General features: G+C 70.8%; 8 protein-coding genes. 7 read left to right on the top strand and 1 reads right to left on the bottom strand.

The features are described from left to right. Positions 1 to 55: 55 nt before the first annotated feature. From AB0L33_RS34190 to AB0L33_RS34160, 7 genes are all read left to right on the top strand, one after another. A complete protein-coding gene (locus AB0L33_RS34190; protein WP_365687569.1) occupies positions 56 to 9,571 on the top strand; it encodes an amino acid adenylation domain-containing protein in 9,516 nt (3,171 codons plus the stop codon). After that, complete coding sequence (locus AB0L33_RS34185) at positions 9,568 to 13,515, top strand: amino acid adenylation domain-containing protein (RefSeq protein WP_365687567.1); 3,948 nt, start codon at positions 9,568 to 9,570, stop codon at positions 13,513 to 13,515. The genes AB0L33_RS34190 and AB0L33_RS34185 overlap by 4 nt, the downstream gene beginning before the upstream one ends. Positions 13,516 to 13,525: 10 nt before the next feature. After that, on the top strand, positions 13,526 to 13,915 hold the full coding sequence (locus AB0L33_RS34180; RefSeq protein WP_365687566.1) for a nuclear transport factor 2 family protein: 390 nt from the start codon (positions 13,526 to 13,528) through the stop codon (positions 13,913 to 13,915). Positions 13,916 to 13,961: 46 nt separating this feature from the next. Continuing rightward, positions 13,962 to 15,053, top strand: a complete 1,092-nt coding sequence (locus AB0L33_RS34175; RefSeq protein WP_365687564.1) for a branched-chain amino acid aminotransferase — start codon at positions 13,962 to 13,964, stop codon at positions 15,051 to 15,053. 517 nt (positions 15,054 to 15,570) lie between these two features. Beyond that, on the top strand, positions 15,571 to 16,173 hold the full coding sequence (locus AB0L33_RS34170) for a hypothetical protein (protein ID WP_365687562.1): 603 nt from the start codon (positions 15,571 to 15,573) through the stop codon (positions 16,171 to 16,173). Between the two features lie 1,300 nt (positions 16,174 to 17,473). Next, positions 17,474 to 17,827, top strand: coding sequence for a hypothetical protein (locus tag AB0L33_RS34165; protein WP_365687560.1), 354 nt, complete (start codon positions 17,474 to 17,476; stop codon positions 17,825 to 17,827). Between the two features lie 10 nt (positions 17,828 to 17,837). Beyond that, a complete protein-coding gene (locus AB0L33_RS34160) occupies positions 17,838 to 18,557 on the top strand; it encodes a hypothetical protein (protein ID WP_365687559.1) in 720 nt (239 codons plus the stop codon). A 392-nt stretch (positions 18,558 to 18,949) separates the two neighbouring features. On the opposite strand, the gene AB0L33_RS34155 is transcribed toward AB0L33_RS34160, so the two are convergent. After that, entirely contained in the window at positions 18,950 to 19,738 is a 789-nt protein-coding gene (locus AB0L33_RS34155) for a class I SAM-dependent methyltransferase (RefSeq protein WP_365687557.1), read from the bottom strand. Between the last annotated feature and the right edge of the window lie 364 nt (positions 19,739 to 20,102).

Raw genomic sequence — 20,102 nt, 5'->3', positions numbered from 1 at the left:
TCCATCCGATGGGGGCGACCGGGCACGGTCGAACGCCCTTGCTCCGGGAGGCCCGATGATTCCCCTGTCCTTCGCACAGGCCCGGCTCTGGTTCCTCAACCAGGTCGAGGGCCCGAGCCCGACATACAACGTTCCGCTGACCGTCCGACTGCGCGGCCCGCTCGACCCCGACGCCCTGCGCGCCGCGCTCTCGGACGTACTGACCCGGCACGAGGCCCTGCGCACCGTCTACCCGGAGCTGGACGACAGCCCCCGGCAGCAGGTGCTGGATCCTTCCGACGCCGAGGTGCCCTGGGCGGTCACCGAGGTCACCGAGGCGCGGCTGGAGGCGGCACTGGCCGCCGCCGCGACCCACGGCTTCGACCTGGCGGCCGAACTGCCCCTGAGGGCCGAGCTGTTCCGGGTCGGCCCCGAGCACCACGCGCTGCTGCTGGTGATCCACCACATCGCCGCCGACGGCTGGTCGCTGCGCCCGCTGCTGCACGACCTGGCCGCCGCCTACACGGCCCGGTGCGGGGGAGCGGAGCCGGCGTGGCAGCCGCTTCCGGTGCAGTACGCCGACTACGCCGCCTGGCAGCAGGAACTGCTCGGCTCGGCGGACCAGCCGCAGAGCCTGCTGTCCCGGCAACTCGACTTCTGGCGGGAGGCACTGGCCGGCCTGCCGGAGGAACTCGAACTGCCGCTGGACCGGCCGCGCCCGGCCGCGCCGTCCTACCGCGGTGAGGTGCTGACCCACCGGATCGAGCCGGAGCTGCACCGCCGGCTCACCGAGTTCGCCCGGAACCACGATGCGACCCTCTTCATGGTTGTGCAGGCCGCGCTGGCCGGGCTGCTCAGCCGCCTCGGCGCCGGCACCGACATCCCGCTCGGCACTCCGGTGGCCGGCCGCACCGACGAGGCGCTGGAGGACCTGGTCGGGTTCTTCGTCAACACCCTGGTGCTGCGGACCGACGTCTCCGGCGACCCGGGCTTCCGCGAGCTCCTCGACCGGGTCCGGGCCTTCGACCTGGACGCCTACGCACACCAGGACCTGCCGTTCGAGCGTCTGGTGGAGGAGCTCAACCCGGACCGCTCGCTCTCCCGCCACCCCCTCTTCCAGGTCCTCCTGCTGCTGCAGAACAACGCGGCGAGCCGTCCGGACTTCCCCGGTCTGCGCGCCGAGGTCGAGGTGATCGACCTGGACGTCGCCAAGTTCGACCTGATCGTGGAGCTCGCCGAGCGCCACAGCGCGGACGGCGCGCCGGACGGCATCGGCGTCACCATGAAGTACGCCACCGACGTGCTGGACCGGGACACCGTGGCGGCACTGACGGAACGCCTGTTCGCCTTCATGGCCGCTGCCCTGGACCGGCCCGAGGTACCGCTGGGGCGCCTGGAGGTGCTCTCGGCGGACGAGCGCCGGGCCCTGCTCGGCAGCTGGAACGGCCGGCCCGCGGAGTACCCGGCCGACTCGGCGCTGCACGAACTGTTCGAGCGTCAGGCGCGGCGGACCCCGTCCTCGACAGCGCTCGTCTTCGGTGAACAGCGCGTTCGCTACGCGGAGTTGGAAGACCGTGCGAACCGGCTCGGCCACCACCTGGTGCGGGCCGGCGTGCGCCGCGGCGACGTGGTCGGCGTCCACCTGGAGCGCGGCATCGACATGGTGGTGGCCCTGCTTGCCGTGCTCAAGGCCGGCGGCGCCTACACCGTACTCGACCCGGACTTCCCGGCGGAGCGCGTCGCGCAGCTGGTCGACCGGGTCGGCGCGAAGCTGGTGCTGAGCCGCGCGACGACGGCCGGCCGGCCGACCTGGCCCGGCCGCACGGTGGTCTGCGTGGACGCCGACGCCGAGGCGATCGCGGCCCGGCCCGCGCACGGTCTCGGTCCGGTCGCCGGTCCGGACGACGCGGCGTGCGTGATGTTCACCTCCGGTTCCACCGGACAGCCGAAGGGCGTGGTCGCCCCGCACCGGGCGATCGTCGGGACGCTGCTGGGGCAGGACTTCGCGGAGTTCGGCCCCGGCCACGTGTGGTTGCAGTGCGCCCCGGTCTCCTGGGACGCCTTCGCGATGGAGCTCTTCGGCCCGCTGGTCTCCGGCGGCACCTGCGTGCTGCAACCCGGCCAGCGACCCGAACCCGCCACCATTGCCGCCCTGATCGTCGCGCAGGGCGTCACCTCCGTCTTCTTCTCGGCCAGCCTGCTCAACTTCATGCTCGACGAGTACCCGGCGGTCTTCAGCACGCTCACACAGGTCACCACCGGCGGCGAGGCGGCCTCGCCGGCCCACGTACTGCGGCTCGTACGGGAGTTCCCGGGGCTGCGGCTGGTGAACGGCTACGGCCCGGCGGAAGCGATGATCTTCGCCGTCACGCACCCGATCACCGCAGCGGACCGGGACCGGCCCGCCATCCCGATCGGCCGGCCGCTGAACAACGAGCAGTCCTGGGTGCTGGACGAGGCCCTGCGGCTGGTGCCCCCCGGCGTGGCCGGCGAGCTGTACCTGTCCGGCACCGGGCTGGCACACGGCTACACCGGTCAGCCCGGGCTGACCGCCGAGCGGTTCCTCGCCTGCCCGTTCGGCGGACCGGGCACCCGCATGTACCGCACCGGCGACCTGGCCCGCCGACGCGCCGACGGCACCCTGGAGTACCTGGGCCGGGCCGACGACCAGGTGAAGATCCGCGGCTTCCGCATCGAGCCCGGCGAGGTGCGGGCCGTGCTGGACGCCTACCCGGGCCTGGTCCGCTCGGCGGTGGTGGTGCGCGAGGACCGGCCCGGCGACAAACGACTGGTCGCCTACGCGGTCGGCGGTACGGGAACCGATCCCAGGGCCGTGCGCGCCTACCTGGCCGAACGGCTGCCCGACCACCTGGTGCCCGCCGCCGTGGTGCTTCTGGACGCGCTGCCGATGACCCCGACCGGCAAGCTCGACCGCAGGGCCCTGCCCGCGCCCGAGCTCGATTCCGGCGCGGCCTACCGCGCGCCCGGCGACCCGGAGGAGGAGCTGCTCTGCGGCCTGTTCGCCGAGATCCTCGGCGTGGACCGGGTCGGCGCGGACGACAGCTTCTTCGACCTCGGCGGGCACTCGCTGCTGGCCGCCCGCCTGAGCGCCCGCACCCGCTCCACCGCCGGCGTCGAGCTGTCCGTACGCGACCTGTTCGAAGCACCCACCGCGGGGGGCCTCGCTCCCCGCATCCGCAACGCCCAACGAGCCAGGAAGGCATCGTCCGTGATGGAGCGGCCGGAGGAGATCCCGCTGTCGTACGCCCAGCGGCGGCTGTGGTTCCTCAACAAGATGGAGGGCCCGAACAGCACCTACAACGTGGCGCACACGATCCGGCTGCACGGCCGGCTCGACGTGGCCGCGCTGCACAGCGCCGTCTCCGACGTCGTCGGGCGGCACGAGGCGCTGCGCACGGTGATCCTGGAGATCGACGGCGAGCCCTACCAGCGGGTACTGCCGCCCGGAGTGGCACGGCCGATCGTCACCACGCTGGCGACCGACGTCGCCGAGCTGCCGCTGGAACTGGACACCGCATCCCGGCACGCCTTCGACCTGAAGGTGGAACTGCCGATCCGGGCGCACATCTTCTCGATCAGCGCCGAGGAGCACGTACTGCTCCTGGTGATGCACCACATCGCCAGCGACGGCTGGTCACTGGGCCCGGTGATGCGCGACCTGGCGACCGCCTACACCGCGCGCTGCGACGGTGCCGCGCCGCAGTGGGAGCCGCTTCCGGTCCAGTACGTGGACTACACCCTGTGGCAGCAGGACCTGCTGGGCTCCGCGGACGATCCGCAGAGCCTGCTCTCCCAGCAGCTCTCCTACTGGCGCGAAGCGCTGGCCGACCTCCCGGAGGAGCTGCGGCTGCCGTCGGACCGCAGCCGACCCGCCGTCCCGACCTACCGCGGCCAGGTCACCACCGTCGGGCTCGGCCAGAACCTGCACCGGCGGCTGCTGGCCTTCGCCCGCGACAACCAGGCCACCCTGTTCATGGTGATGCAGGCGGCGCTCGCCGGTCTGCTGCACCGGCTCGGCGCCGGCACCGACATCCCCGTCGGCACGCCGACCGCCGGTCGCACCGACGACGCGCTGGAGGACCTGGTCGGGTTCTTCGTCAACACCCTGGTACTGCGCTCGGACGTGTCCGGCGACCCGACCTTCCGCGAACTGGTGGCCCGGGTCAGGGACACCGACCTGGACGCCTACGCACACCAGGAGGTGCCGTTCGAGCGCCTGGTGGAGGAGCTCAACCCGGTCCGCACGCTCTCCCGCCACCCCCTGTTCCAGATCATGCTGGTGGTGCAGAACAACGCCGAGGCGAAGCTGCACCTGCCCGGTCTGGACGCGGAGATCAGCCCGGTCACCACCGGCACCGCGAAGTTCGACCTGACCCTCGGCTTCACCGAGACCTTCGGCTCCGACGGCGCTCCGGCCGGCCTGACCGCCATGGTCGAGTTCGCCACCGACCTGTTCGACCGCGGCTCGGTCGAGGTCATCCTGGACCGCCTGGTCCGCCTGCTGGAGGGGCAGCTCGACGAGCCGGACGTCCCGGTGAGCCGGCTGGAGGTGCTCTCCGCGGCCGAACGCCAGGCCCTGCTGGTGGACTGGAACGACACCGCCGTCGACTTCCCCGCCGACCTCTGCATCCACCAGCTGTTCGAGCAGCAGGCGGCCCGCACACCAAAGGCCACGGCGCTGGTGTTCCAGGACATCGAACTGACCTACGCCGAGGTCAACGCACGGTCCAACCGGCTCGGCCACCATCTCGCCGAGGCCGGTCTCGGCCGGGGTGACGTGGTCGGGGTGTATCTGGAGCGGGGTATCGACCTGGTCGTCGCGGTGCTCGCCGTGCTCAAGGCGGGCGGCGCCTACACGATGCTCGATCCGGACTTCCCGGCCGAGCGGATCGCGAGCGTACTGGCCCACACCTCCGCCCGGCTGGTGATCACCGCCGGCGAATACGCCGGACGGTTGCCGGGCGGCCACCAGGAGGTGGACATCGCGGCGGACGCGGCACCGATCGCGGCGCGCTCCGCAGCCGACCTCGACCCGGTCGCCGGTCCGGACGACGCGGCGTGCGTGATGTTCACCTCCGGCTCCACCGGACTGCCGAAGGGTGTGCTGTCCCCGCACCGGGCGATCGTCGGGACGCTGCTGGGGCAGGACTTCGCCGACTTCGACGAGGCACAGGTCTGGTTGCAGTGCGCCCCGGTCTCCTGGGACGCCTTCGCGCTGGAGCTCTTCGGCCCGCTGCTCTCCGGCGGCACCTGCGTACTGCAACCCGGCCAGCGCCCCGAACCCGCGGCCATCGCCGCCCTCGTCGCCGAACGGAACGTCACTTCGCTCCACGTCTCGGCCAGCCTCCTGAACTTCCTGCTGGACGAGTATCCGGCCGCTTTCACCGGTCTGCGCCAGGTGATGACCGGCGGCGAGGCCGCCTCGGTGGCCCACGTGATGCGCCTGGTCGAGCGGTTCCCCGGACTGAAGCTGATCAACGGCTATTCCCCCGCCGAATCGATGATCTTCACCGTCTCGCACGAGATCACTTCGGCCGACGGCTCGCACCCCTCCATCCCGGTCGGCCGCCCGCTCGGCAACAAGCGCCTCTGGGTACTGGACGACGGCCTCGGCCTGGTCGCCCCCGGAGTGGCCGGTGAGCTCTACATGTCGGGTGTCGGCTTGGCGCATGGTTACGTTGGGCAGCCGGGTCTGACGGCTGAGCGGTTTGTTGCCTGTCCGTTCGGTGGTCCGGGTGAGCGGATGTACCGGACCGGTGATCTGGTGCGCTGGCGGGCCGATGGCACGTTGGAGTTCCTGGGCCGGGCCGATGATCAGGTGAAGATCCGTGGCTTCCGGGTCGAGCCCGCCGAGGTGCAGTCGGTCGTCGGTGCCCATCCCGGTGTGGTGCAGTCCGCCGTGGTCGTACGTGAGGACCGGCCGGGTGACAAGCGACTCGTCGCCTACGCGGTGGCCGAATCAGGGGTGCGGATCGACGCGTCCGCGGTACGGGCCCACGTGGCCCAGCGCCTGCCCGAGTACATGGTGCCCTCCGCCGTCGTAATCCTGGACGCCCTGCCGCTCACCCCGACCGGCAAGCTCGACCGCCGCGCCCTGCCCGCACCGGACTTCGCGCCGCGCGAAGGCGGCCGCGCACCGCGCAACGCCAAGGAAGAACTGCTCTGCGGCCTGTTCGCCGAAATCCTCGGACTGGAGTCGGTCGGCATCGACGACGACTTCTTCGACCTCGGCGGCCACTCCCTGCTCGTCACCCGGCTCATCAGCCGGATCCGCCCGGTGCTCGGCGTGGAAATGGGCATCCGCGACCTGTTCCAGGCCCCGACCGTGGCCCGGCTCGGCGCACTGGTCGAGCAGGCCAACGGCGCCCGCCCGGCGCTGCGCCCGGCGGTACGGCCCGAACGGCTGCCGCTCTCCTTCGCCCAGCGGCGCCTCTGGTTCCTCGGGCAGATGGAGAAGCAGACCGCGGCCTACAACGTGCCGGTCACCATGCGGCTGCGCGGAGCACTGGACACCGCGGCGCTGCGATCGGCCGTCACCGACGTCACCGCCCGGCACGAGGTACTGCGCACGGTGTTCCAGGAATGGGCCGGCGAACCGTACCAGCGGATCCTGGCACCCGCAGAGGCCGACCTGCCCTGGCAGGAAGCCGCCTGCACCGAGGAGGAACTGGCAGGCGTGCTCGCCCTGGCGGCGAACCAGAGCTTCGACCTCTCGGCCCGGCCGCCGCTGCGGGCGCACCTGTTCAGCCTCGGCGAGCAGGACCACGTGCTCTCCCTGGTGATGCACCACATCGCGAGCGACGGCTGGTCGCTGGACCCCCTGATCCGCGACCTGGCCACCGCCTACGCCGCCCGCAGCAGCACCGGCGAGGCCCCCGACTGGCAGCCGCTTCCGGTGCAGTACGCCGACTACACCCTCTGGCAGCAGGACCTGCTGGGCTCGGCGGACGATCCGCAGAGCCTGCTCTCCCGGCAACTCGCCCACTGGCGCGACGCGCTGGCCGGCCTCCCGGAGGAACTCGCGATCCCCACGGACCGGCCGCGCCCGGCCACGCCGACCCAGCGCGGCGGCTCCGTCGCCGTACCGGTCGACGCGGAGCTGCACGACCGGCTGCTGGCCTTCGCCCGGTCGAACCAGAGCACGCTGTTCATGGTGCTCCAGGCCGGCCTGGCGGCGCTGCTCTCCCGCCTCGGCGGCGGCACCGACATCCCGCTCGGCACTCCGGTGGCCGGCCGCACCGACGAGGCGGCCGACGACCTGGTGGGCTTCTTCGTCAACACCCTGGTGCTGCGCTCGGACGTGTCCGGCGACCCGACCTTCCGAGAACTCCTCGGCCGGGTCCGGGAAGCGGACCTGGACGCGTACGCCAACCAGGACGTGCCGTTCGAGCGCCTGGTCGAGGAGCTCAACCCGGTCCGCACGCTCTCCCGCCACCCGCTGTTCCAGATCATGCTGGTGGTGCAGAACAACAGCGCCGCCCGGCTCGGCCTGGCCGGCCTGGAGGCCGAACTGCTCGGCGCGGCCGTCGACAGCGTCAAGTTCGACCTGACCATCGCGGCCACCGAACAGCCCGCCACCGGCGCGCTCCAGTTCACCGTCGACTACGCCGCCGACCTCTTCGAACAGTCCACCGTCCTCGACCTGACCAACCGTCTGATCCGCCTCCTGGACCGCGCGACAGCGGCACCCGAGACGCCGATGAGCCGACTCGACGTGCTGACCGGAGCCGAGCGCCGGACCCTGCTGGAACAGTGGAGCGGCGCACCGGCGCGGCACCCGGCCGACCGACCCGTGCACCAACTGGTCGAGGAGCAGGCGCAGACACGGCCCGCTGCGACCGCGCTGGTCTTCGGCGAACAGCGCGTCAGCTACGCGGAGTTGGAGGAGCGCGCCAACCGGCTCGGCCACCATCTCGCCGAGGCCGGTCTCGGCCGGGGTGACGTGGTCGGGGTGTATCTGGAGCGGGGTATCGACCTGGTCGTCGCGGTGCTCGCCGTGCTCAAGGCGGGCGGCGCCTACACGATGCTCGATCCGGACTTCCCGGCCGAGCGGATCGCGAGCGTACTGGCCCACACCTCCGCCCGGCTGGTGATCACCCGCGACGGCCTGTCCGGCCGCCTGCCCGGGGTCGCCGAGGTGGTCCTGGACCGTGACGCCGAGGCGATCGCGGCGCGGCCCGCGCACGGTCCGGACCCGGTCGCCGGTCCGGACGACGCGGCGTGCGTGATGTTCACGTCCGGCTCCACTGGTCGGCCGAAGGGCGTGGTCGCCCCGCACCGGGCGATCGTCGGGACGCTGCTGGGGCAGGACTTCGCGGAGTTCGGCCCCGGCCACGTGTGGTTGCAGTGCGCCCCGGTCTCCTGGGACGCCTTCGCCCTGGAGCTCTTCGGCCCGCTGCTCTCCGGCGGCACCTGCGTACTGCAACCCGGCCAGCGCCCGGAACCAGCAGTGATCGCGGCACTGGTCCGCGAGCACGCGGTGACCACCATGCACGTCTCGGCCAGCCTGTTGAACTTCCTGCTGGACGAGTATCCGGCCGCCTTCACCGGCCTGCGCCAGGTGATGACCGGCGGCGAGGCCGCCTCGGTGGCCCACGTGATGCGACTGCTGCGGGACTTCCCCCGGATCCGGCTGGTCAACGGCTACTCACCGGCCGAGTCGATGATCTTCACGGTCGCGCACGAGATCACTCCGGCCGACGGCTCGCACCCCTCCATCCCGGTCGGCCGCTCGCTGAACGGAAAGCGGCTCTGGGTGCTGGACGACAGGCTCGGGCTGGTCGCGCCCGGCGTGGTGGGCGAGCTCTACATGTCGGGTGTCGGTCTGGCGCATGGTTACGTTGCGCAGCCGGGTCTGACGGCTGAGCGGTTTGTTGCCTGCCCGTTCGGTGGTTCGGGTGAGCGGATGTATCGGACCGGTGATCTGGTGCGCTGGCGGGCCGATGGCACGTTGGAGTTCCTGGGCCGGGCCGATGATCAGGTGAAGATCCGTGGCTTCCGGGTCGAGCCCGCCGAGGTGCAGTCGGTCGTCGGTGCCCATCCCGGTGTGGTGCAGTCGGCCGTGGTGGTACGTGAGGACCGGCCGGGTGACAAGCGGCTCGTTGCCTACGCGGTGGCCGAGCCCGGGGTGCGGATCGACGCGTCCGCGGTACGGGCCCACGTGGCCCAGCAGCTGCCGGAGTACATGGTGCCGTCCGCGGTTGTGGTCCTGGACGCTCTGCCGATGACCCCGACCGGCAAGCTCGACCGCCGCGCCCTGCCCGTACCCGGTCCGACACCGCGCGAGGCCGGCCGGGCCCCGCGCGACGAGCGCGAGGAGAAGCTCTGCGGCCTGTTCGCCGAAATCCTCGGACTGGAGTCGGTCGGCATCGACGACGACTTCTTCGACCTCGGCGGCCACTCCCTGATGGTCACCCGGCTCATCAGCCGGGTGCGCTCGGTCATGAGCGCCGAACTGACCATCAAGACCGTCTTCGAGTCACCCACCGTCGCCACCCTGGTCACCCGCCTCGGCACCGCCGGCCGCGCCCGGCCCGCGCTGCGCGCCCGGTCGAAGGAGAAGAACTCGTGATCCCGCTGTCCTACGCCCAGGCCCGTCTGTGGTTCCACGAGCAGGTCGAGGGGCGGAGCTCGGCCTACAACCTGCCCTACGCGCTACGACTGCGCGGCGACCTGGACGCCGCCGCGCTGCGGCACGCGCTCACGGACGTGATCGACCGGCACGAGGCGCTGCGCACCACCTACCAGGAGGTGGACGGCGAGCCACTGCAACACGTGCTCGCCGTCGGCGAGGCCCAGCCCGACTGGACCATGCACGAGTGCGCCGAGGCAGAGCTGACCGCCGAGCTCGCCGGCGCCTGCAACCTCACCTTCGACCTCGGCAGCGAACTTCCGGTGCGCCCCCACCTGTTCCAGGTCGGCCCCCAGGATCAGGTGCTGCTGCTCGTCATGCACCACATCGCCACCGACGGCTGGTCCCTCGGCCTGCTGGTCCGCGACCTGGCCACCGCCTACGCCGCCCGCACCGGCACCGGAGCAGCACCGGACTGGGAACCGCTGCCCGTCCAGTACACCGACTACACCCTCTGGCAGCACGAGCTGCTGGGCGAGGCCGACGACCCGCAGAGCCCACTCGCCCAGCAACTCGCCTTCTGGCGCACCGCCTTGGACGGCCTGCCCGAGGAGATACCGCTCCCGCTGGACCGGCCCCGCCCGGCCGCCCCCACCTACAAAGGCACAGCCGTCGCCCGGACCAGCAGCCCCGAGCTGCACGCCCGGCTGCTCACCTTCGCCCGCGAGCAGCAAGCCACCGTCTTCATGGTGATCCAGGCCGCCTTCGCCGCCCTGCTCAGCCGACTCGGCGCGGGCACCGACATCGCGATCGGCACCGCCACCGCCGGCCGGACCGAGGAGGCGCTGGAGGACCTGGTCGGGTTCTTCGTCAACACCCTCGTACTGCGCACCGACGTCTCCGGCGACCCGACGTTCCGCCAACTGGTCGACCGGGTGAGAGAAGCGGACCTGGACGCCTACGCCAACCAGGACGTGCCGTTCGAGCGGCTGGTCGAAGAGCTCAACCCGAACCGCAGCCTCTCCCGCCACCCGCTGTTCCAGATCATGCTGCTGACCCAGCAGTCCGGCGAAGGATCCGGCCCGGAGTTCCCCGGGCTGGCCGCCGTGCCGGTGCCGGTGGGCACCGACGCGGCGAAGTTCGACCTGACGCTGGCCATCAGCGAGAGCCGGGCCGACGGCACACCGGCCGGGCTCCGGCTGAACGCCGACTTCGCCACCGACCTGCTGGACCCCGGCTCGGTACGGCGGCTGCTGGACCAGCTGCTACGGCTGCTGGACTCGGCACTGGCCGAACCCGGCCACCCGGTCAGCCGACTGACGCTGCTCACCGACACCGAACACGACGACCTGCTCAACCGCTGGCACGGTGTCAGCACCGACTCCGCCGACGGAAAGCTGGTGCACCAGGCGGTCGCCGCCCAGGCCCGCGCCACCCCGGACGCCCCCGCGGTCGAGTCCGGCGGCACCATCCTCGGCTACGCCGAACTCGACGCCCGCGCCAACCGGCTGGCCCACCACCTCATCGCCCTCGGCGCCGGCCGGGGAACACGGGTGGGCGTCTGCCTGGACCGCGGTCCCGACCAGATCATCACCCTGCTCGCCATACTCAAGACCGGCGCCGCCTATCTGCCGCTCGACGCCACGCATCCGACCGAGCGGATCGCCTTCATGGCCGAGGACGCCGGGCTCGCCGTCCTGGTGACGGACAGCCGACCGGCAGTCCGGCTGCCGAAGACCAACGCCACCGTACTGCGGCTGGACACCGCCCGCGCCGCCGTCGCGGCCCGGCCGACCACCGCGCCCGCGGTCACCCTGACCGAGCGCGACGCGGCCTACGTGATCTACACCTCCGGCTCCACCGGCCGGCCGAAGGGCGTGGTCTGTGAACACGGCGGCCTGCGCAACCTGACCGGCTGGCTGCGCCGCGACTACCGGCTCACCCCGGCCGACCGCGCCAGCCAGCTCGCCGCGGCGGGTTTCGACGGCTCGGTGCAGGAACTCTGGTCCGTGCTCACGGCCGGTGGCACCATCTGCCTGCCCGAACCGGGACTACTGGACGACGCCGAGGCCCTGGCCGCCTGGATCGCCGAGGCCCGCATCAGCGTCTGCTACATGCCGACGCCACGGCTGGAGGCCGCACTCGACGACCTGATGGCCCGCCCCGGCGCACTGCGGCTGGTCCAATGCGGCGGCGACACACTGCGCCGCCGACCGCGCCGTGACACCCCGTTCCGGATGTCCAACCAGTACGGGCCCACCGAGTTCACCGTCACCGCGACATCCGCCGACGTGGCGCCGGAACCGGCCCCCGGCGCCCCGCTGCCGGAGATCGGCCGGCCCACCGACAACAACCGGGCCTACGTACTGGACGCGCACCTGACACCGGTACCCGTCGGCGCCACCGGCGAGCTCTACCTGGCAGGCCCCGGCCTGGCCCGCGGCTACCTGCACCGGCCGGGCCTGACCGCCGAACGCTTCGTCGCCTGCCCCTTCGGGGAGCCCGGCGAACGCATGTACCGCACCGGCGACCTGGTACGACGGCGGCCCGACGGCGCACTCGTCTACGGCGGCCGGGCCGACCACCAGGTCAAGATCCGCGGCCTGCGGATCGAGCTCGGCGAGATCGAAGCCGTGCTCACCCGCCACCCCGGCGTGGGCCAAGCCGCCGTGCGGGTGCACCAGGGACCGGGCGAACGCACCGACCTGATCGGCTACGTCGTCCCCTCGGCGGGCCCCGTCGATCCGGCGGACCTGCGCCGCCATGCGGCCGAGTGGCTTCCCGACTACATGGTCCCGGCAGCCTTCGTCCCCCTGGACGCGCTGCCGCTGACACCCAACGGCAAGCTCGACCGCCCGGCGCTGCCCGCGCCCGAACGGACCGGCGCCGAGACGGCGGCCCGGGAACCGCGCACCGACCGCGAACGGATCCTCTGCGAGATCTTCGCCCAGGTGCTGGCGGTGCCGTCGGTCGGCATCGACCACGACTTCTTCGCACTGGGCGGCCACTCACTGCTGGCCACCAGACTGGTCAGCCGGATCCGCTCCGCGCTCGGCGTACGGCTGGGTCTGCGGACCCTGTTCGAGACACCCACGGTCGCCGAACTCGCCCGACGCCTGGACACCCCCGAGGAATCCGACGCGCTCGCCGTGCTGCTGCCGCTGCGCGCCGCCACCAACCGCAGCCGGCCCCCGCTGTTCTGCGTGCACCCGGCGGCCGGAATCAGCTGGGTGTATACGGGCCTGCTGGCCCACCTCGGCCCCGAGCAGCCGCTGTACGGCCTGCAGTCCCGCGGTTTCACCGAACCGGGGTCCGGACCGGCGAGCGTCGAGGAAATGGCGAAGGAGTACCTGGCAGAGATCCGCCGGGTGCAGCCGCACGGTCCGTACCGGCTGCTCGGCTGGTCCTACGGCGGAGCGGTCGCCCACACCATGGCGGCGCAGTTGCAGGCCGCCGGCGAGCAGGTGTCGCTGCTGGCAGTACTGGACGGCTACCCGCCGGCCGCCGGGCGTGCCCGCCACTGGGATCCGGAGGACGGCGAAACCCTGGCCGCACTGCTCGACACCCTCGGCTACGACCTGCCCGGCCACCAGGCGGCCCTGACGACCCCGGCGCAGTACCGCGCCGCGGCCGGCACCGCCGACGGCCCGCTCGCCGGCCTGGACCCCGAACTGCTCGCCGCCCTGCCCCGGGTCTTCGCCGCCAACCTCAACCTGCTGGACGGCTTCGAACCGGGCCGCTTCGACGGCGACCTGCTGTTCTTCCGGGCCACCCGCGACCGGACGGCCGACACCCCCGCCCCACAGGCATGGCTGCCGCACCTCGGCGGCCGGCTCGACCTGCACGAGATCGACTGTGCCCATGCAGCGATGACCCGCCCCGAGCCGCTGGCCAGGATCGCGCGCGTGCTCGGCGCCGCACTGAACCCCACCCCACACTCCTAGGAGGTCCCCCATGACCACGAACCCCGAACTCCTCCCGGTCGAAGCCGAATCAGCGGTCCGCCTGGTGCGCCGCTTCTACGACCTGGTGGACAGCGGCGACGCCGACGGCCTGGCCGCGCTCTTCGCCCCCGACGCGCTCTACCGCCGCCCCGGCTACCCGCCGATGGTCGGCCCGGCCGGACTGCTCGGCTTCTACGGCCGCGACCGCACCATCCGAGCCGGCAACCACACGCTGACCAACGTGCTGGTGGACGGCGCCTTCGTCGGCGTCTTCGGCGAGTTCCACGGAGTGCTGCACAGCGGCGACCCGGTGGACCTGCGGTTCGCCGACAGCTTCACCGTCCGCCCGGACGACCTGTTCGCCGACCGGGACACCTACTTCTTCGCACCCCTCGTCTGATCCGGCCCCACCCCACCCACCGAAACCCCGTCACAAGGAGCCCACCATGACGATAAGCATCGACGCCCCCGCCGAGACCGCCGCCGCCCCCGAGTCGCGGGTCGTGCTCGACCCCGGCCACGGCGAAGCGTTCACCGAGCACATGATCAGCATGGACTGGACCGAGGGCGAGGGCTGGTCCGCACCGGAGATCACTCCGCTGCGGAACCTCTCCATCCACCCCGGCATGATCGGCCTCCACTACGGCCAGGTCGCCTTCGAGGGCCTGAAGGCGCACCGCCGTGCCGACGGCGCGATGGGCGTCTGGCGGCCCGGCGACCACGCGCTGCGGTTCCAGCGCTCCTGCCGCCGGATGGCCATGCCGGAACTGCCGGTCGAGGCATTCGTCGCGGCGATCGACCAGCTGATCGACGCGGACGAGGGCAGCCTCTCCACCGACCCGTCGCACAGCATCTACATCCGCCCGATGATGTTCGGCACCGACACCTCGCTGATGCTGCGGCCGTCCCGCACGTACCGCTTCCTGCTGATGGCCTTCGTCGCAGGCGGCTTCTTCGGCGACGACGTCGAGTCGGTCTCGGTCCTCGTCAGCCACGAGTACAGCCGCGCCTTCCCCGGAGGCACCGGCAACGTCAAGGTCGCCGGCAACTACGCGCCGTCCTTCCTGGCCCAGCGCGAAGCCGAGGCGGCAGGCTGCCAGCAGGTGGTCTGGCTCGACGCGCTGGAGGGCCGCTACCTGGAGGAGATGGGAGGGATGAACATGTTCCTGGTCCGCGGCCGGGGCGCGGACGCCGAGGTGGTGACGCCGCGCCTGACCGGCACCCTGCTGCCCGGCATCACCCGCGACACCATGCTCACACTGGCCCGCCGGCTCGGCTATCGGGCAGGCGAGGAGCGGATCTCGCTGGAGCAGTGGCGTGCGGAGTGCGCCTCCGGCACGATCACCGAGGTGTTCGCCTGCGGCACTGCCGCCGTGGTCACACCGGTCGGCCGCGTCCACGACCGCGATGGCGACTGGACGATCGCCGACGGCAGGCCCGGCGAGGTCACCATGGCACTACGCAAGGGCCTGACCGACCTGCACCACGGCCAGGTCGACGACCCGAACGGCTGGCTGCACCCCTGCACCCGAAGCTGACCGAGGACTCCGTCTTCAGGCCGTTGTGGAGCGTTGTTCGAGGCCGGACTCCTTCCCAGGAAGGAGTCCGGCCGGAGCTTCGCGGATGGGGCGGAGATGGGTTTCGCTGCCTGCGCTCTCGGCGACCGCCCGTGCGTTCAGGGAACTTCACCGCAGTCCGCTTCCTGCGGCGCGTGGGAGTTGGTGCAGGTTCGGTCGAGAGACCATACGGATTCGAGGTTGGCTCAGAGCGGCTGGCTCCGTCGTCCTACCCGCCGATCACGAGAGCGTGGTGGCTGGACCGTGCCCGGAACTGGCCTGCTACGGGTCCCTGTCCAGTCCCTTTCCTCGTGCGGGGGGCGGAGCACGAGGGTTTGGACGCGGCGTTGCGTCCCTGCGTCGCGCCCTGCATGGTGGCCTGGGGAGCGCGGGCGCGGGAGGGCACATGGGGGAGTCTCGGTGGGAGCAGCGACGTGTCGCGACCAGTGGCAGGACCTTGCGGTGGCCACGTGCCCTGCTTGGGTTAGCACTGGCCGACTTGGTATGGGAGATCATTAAGTCGAATCTGGATGCCGATGTTCGAGGTGCCTGGCCGTGGCGGTTCACCGTGCTCGATGCCTCGACGTGTGCGGCCGTGGTCGCCTTGCTCACGGGCATCGTTCTGACGCGTTCCCAGCTCTCGCAGACGATGCGCCCCGTCCTGAGCTGGTCCGCACGCACCGCGAACAGCGGCCGGCTCGAAGACTCCCGGCGCACTGTGCTCCTCATCAACGCGGGAGGCGGCAGGTGCACCGTTCATTCCGTCGAGTACCAGGTCCGGACCTCCGCACGATGCCCTGCGCCTGGCGTCATCGCACCGGGTTGGATGCCGTGGCACGCAGCTGTCGCCTCCCTGACGTCATTGGGCCTCGAAAAGAACGAAGACTTCTTTCTCCTGCATCTGGGCAGGGGAGCAGCCATACCGATGACCAATACCAGCAAAGACGGCATGGAACTCCTGGCCCTCGGCCCTAGAACGCTGGAGCGGCTCGCGGTCCTGGACGTGAAAATCCAAGTCGAGGACGTCCTGGGAGACATCCATGAAAGGCAGCTCCAGTGCGTACGTCCTGCGGCTTCCTCTCCCCGGCATCCCAGCCGTTGATCCTCATGTGGGCGGTGATGGGCTCGATGTGCACCAGGATCGAGGCTCCATCTGATCTGTGTCCACCCTTCACAGGCCGGCAGCAGACTGCCCACGATCAAGCTCTGGTACGTCAGCAAGTGAGCATATTCATCATCCGTACGTGACTGGGCATGTTCACGTGTACGCCGACAGGAGCCCCTGTGCGCCCCTCTGGGCGCCTGTCAGTCGTTCCAGGCCCCCTTTTTGTAGCCCAAGCATCGATCGTCCCGCAGAGCGCCGTACGGGGACGTGGGGCGTGTCCAGACCGGCGGCATGACGAAAGCTATGCCTCTCACTGTCGGCGACCTCCGGGGGTTGCTGGCCGCTGCTGAGGGCGAGACGCCCGTGGTGGTGCACGCCGAGATCCTGGACGGTGAGTTGCGTCGGTGCTCCGCCTGGAGTCGGTCGGCCGGCACTGGACGGCAGAGGGTGTCCAAGAAGTGACTCTCACTGCCGGGCTGGGGGATGGCCAGACGACGCGCAAACCGCCGCTGTCGCGCTTCTGAGCGCCTGTTGACCCGCTTCAGCTCGGCGGGATCGGGGTTGGGTTCGTGGGGTTGTGGAATCGGTCCTGGTGCAGGTGAAGCCGATGCCTGCCCGAAGGGCGGGCATGGCGATCGGCTTCACTCGGGTGGATGCGCCAACATCCGGACCCTTTTCCCTGTTCGCGCCGGTTGGAGCCAGTAGCAATCAGGGCAGAGGGCGGGCCCCCTTGGACCGCGCGCCTTCTGGAGATGAGTGTGCCTGGCGCGCGGTGATCACGCCGAGGAGTCCGGGTGCGGAATTGAATCAATGCAGGTCAGCCCGCGGGAGGCGAAGAGCGCGCCCGAGGAGGGGTGGTAGGAGATGTGCATCGCATAACGTCCCGTCTGCTTGGCTGCGTACTGCCTACCACCTGGGCCCTTGACCTGCGCTTACCTGCTCCAGGCACCCCTTTTGTCCCCATCCTTGGGTGTCGGTATGCCGTGGTAGGCGCCTCGCACGTGCTCTGACCTGCACTGTTGGGCTGCATCGCGGTTCTGAGAAGCCGTTGCTGACCCACTTCATCATCGACTTCACCTACCAGTTCAGGGTCGAGTTCGCTTTGGTGCGTTGGTGAATCAAGGGCCTGACCCACTCTCAGAACCCCTTACGCGCCTGGGAAGCTTGCGGCAGCAGTCCACCTGTGTGTAGGGAGCGCCAACTCCTGAAGACCGCACAAACGGACTAACCCGGTTGGAGCCGAGTAGCACCGTCCGGCGATCTCGCGGTCGCCGGACGGTAGTTAGGGGTCTTTGTCATGGGCAAGAAGCCCACCACCGTCGCGGCGAGCGCCGCGTCTATCGAGCCGGTCATGACTGGCACCACCGCCGTCGTCACGGCAGGCACCGCCACCGTCGAGCCCGCCATGGCCGGTCCGGCCGTGCTCACGGCGAGCGGCCGGTTCGCCATGCCGCACGCGCTGGTCATCATCGCGTGCATTGTCACCGCCGCCGTTCTCGCCCCGGACTCGATGAGCGTGCAGGACGTCCTGCTGCTCCTGGCGGGCGCGGGCGGGATCGGCGCCGGGGTTGTCCTGGTGGTCGTGACCGGGGGCCGCAGGGGCAGCAGGATCGCCCGATCCGTCCGGGCGTACTTCAGCTCGGACGAGTGAGGTGACGGTCGTGGGACGCCCCGAGAACGAGGTGGACCAGACCGTTCCCGCACGCGCGGCGCTCGCAAAGTTCCTCCGCGAGCGCCGGCACGCGGCCGGCCTGACCTACCGACAGATGTCCAAGAACCGCGGCGGCCGGCCCTCGGCGGCCACCCTCGAGCGCGCCGCCGCCGGCACGACCGTGCCCGCCTGGGACACGATCGAGCACTTCATCACCGCCACCCTCACCGAGAACGACCTCTTCGGCCCCGAGATGCTCCTGGCCCGCGCCCACGAGCTATGGATCAGGGCCCGCCGCGCCACCCGGGCCCCGTACTACGTTCACACGGCACCCGACCCCACCCTGATCGCCGACACCGCGGACCTCCTACGCGCGCTGCGCCACCAGCACGTGTGGGCCGGTTACCCGAGCCCCGGCGAGATGCAGGCGACGGCAGGCGGATGGGCGCTCCCGAAGAGCACCACCCAGCGCATCATCGACGGGCTCACGCTGCCCGTCGACCCGCCGCAGGCCCTCGCCTTTCTCCGGGCCTGCTACGTCCAGGAGGAGACCGAACTCGAGCGGTGGCTCGACGCTGCCGTCCGGGCTCTGAAGAACGACCCGCCCCGCCGCTTCAAGGACATCGGCACGTGGATCAGGGCTCACCGGGCCATGGTCGGCAAGACCAGGGAGACGGAACGGGCCCCCGTGACCCCGCTCCACGACCAGACAGGGCCGCGCGCGGCCTGACGTGACACCACCCGCCCGAAGCCGGGCGATGTGTGCGGCGCCCCCTTTCGAGGGCGCCGCACACATGTGAGGAGCCGCTACAGCTCACCAGCTGTGATCCACATCACAGAGGCGTTTAGTCGTGAAACATCTCACCTCTCCCCCCACATAACCAAGTCGTAAGCAGGCTGCTGTGTGGGTGCCTGTACCTGAGTCCAGCGCTTCCTTCAAAACCTGCAAGGTCGCAAAAGGCCAGGTCAGGCATTGAGCTGTTTCCAACCTCAGATTGAGCAGGTCAGATACAGGGTGAGGAAGGACCGCTTCCGCAGCAACCGCTTCAAGCGCTGAACACTTCGCGAAGGCGCTGCAGGCGGTCTCGAGCTGGCAGGTCGGCAGCGACGACGAAAGGCGGATCAGGGCGCCGGCTCCGATGTGCCTCGCGCCTGGTCGCGGCCGGCGACCACCAGGTATTCATCGCTCTCGGGGTCGAAGGTGGTGGACTGCACCGTGAGCCCGACACTCCGCAACTGCGCCACGAGGTCCTCGTACCGGTAGGGCCAGATGGACAACCGCTCCGAGCAGGCTCGCACTGCCCCATCCGGCTCGATCTGGGCGATTACGATCTCGAGGAAGTGTTCCTGCTCCCAGCGCTGCTCGATCTGCCAGTAGTAGCTGACGACCGCATCGCGGTCGTTGCGGCGGATGAGTCGATCACGGACGTCTACCCGTGAGCCGGCGGAGCGCACGAGCTCCCAGTTGCGTGAGTGGAGCACAAGGCGTCCGCCCGGATTCAGCAGCCGCGACATCGCTTCCAGGGCGGTCAGGCGTCCGGCTGCGCCCTCGGCGTGCCCGAGCGAGTTGCCGACGCAGAACACCAGATCGAACGTGGAGTCCTCCAGGTGGTCGGGCAACTCGTCCCAGCTCGCGCGGAGGGCTCGAAGCGAGACACCCTGCTCGTCGGCGACCTTCTCGGTCCGGCGAACCATCCCACTGCTGGCGTCTGCGGCGACCACGTCCAGGCCAAGACTCGCCAGCCCGACGGCGAGCTGGCCGGTTCCACATGCGCAGTCGAGGACACGCGCGCTGGGCGGCACAGAGCCCACGACATCGCTGTAGTAAACGGCGGCTGCCTTGGCGGGGGTCAATCTGTCGTCCCCGATCAGCCACTCGTATACGTTGGAAAGCGCCCCATAACCAGCCACCGCGAAACCTCCGTCACTCGACGACACGCGGGCGAGACCGCGCTGCGACTCGGACCTTGCGCCTCGCCCTGTGCCGGGCCGTGTCAGCGAAGCATTAAGCAGGACCCAACCACTTCCGGCCGCTGAGACTCCACCGGTTTTCATGGGAAACCGCAGCACGCCGCACCGACGCAGTCCCCACTCCACCAGCACCCTATCGGCCACGATGGGGACAACGAACCCTTCTCGAGCTGCGGTCCTGACCGCGAGTTGGACTGTCCTGCGCATAGAGCCGTCGCAGGGCGGGGATGCGGGTGTTGTCGTGGACAACGGCCCACGGTTTCCCGATCCGACCCGAAGTCCGGTGCGCTTCGTCCACGACGAT

The organism is Streptomyces sp. NPDC052299 (assembly GCF_040679335.1).
In the GTDB taxonomy this organism is placed as follows: Bacteria; Actinomycetota; Actinomycetes; order Streptomycetales; family Streptomycetaceae; genus Streptomyces.
The sequence above is the reverse complement of the archived record's forward strand: the minus strand, read 5'-3'. Positions and strand labels throughout refer to the sequence as shown.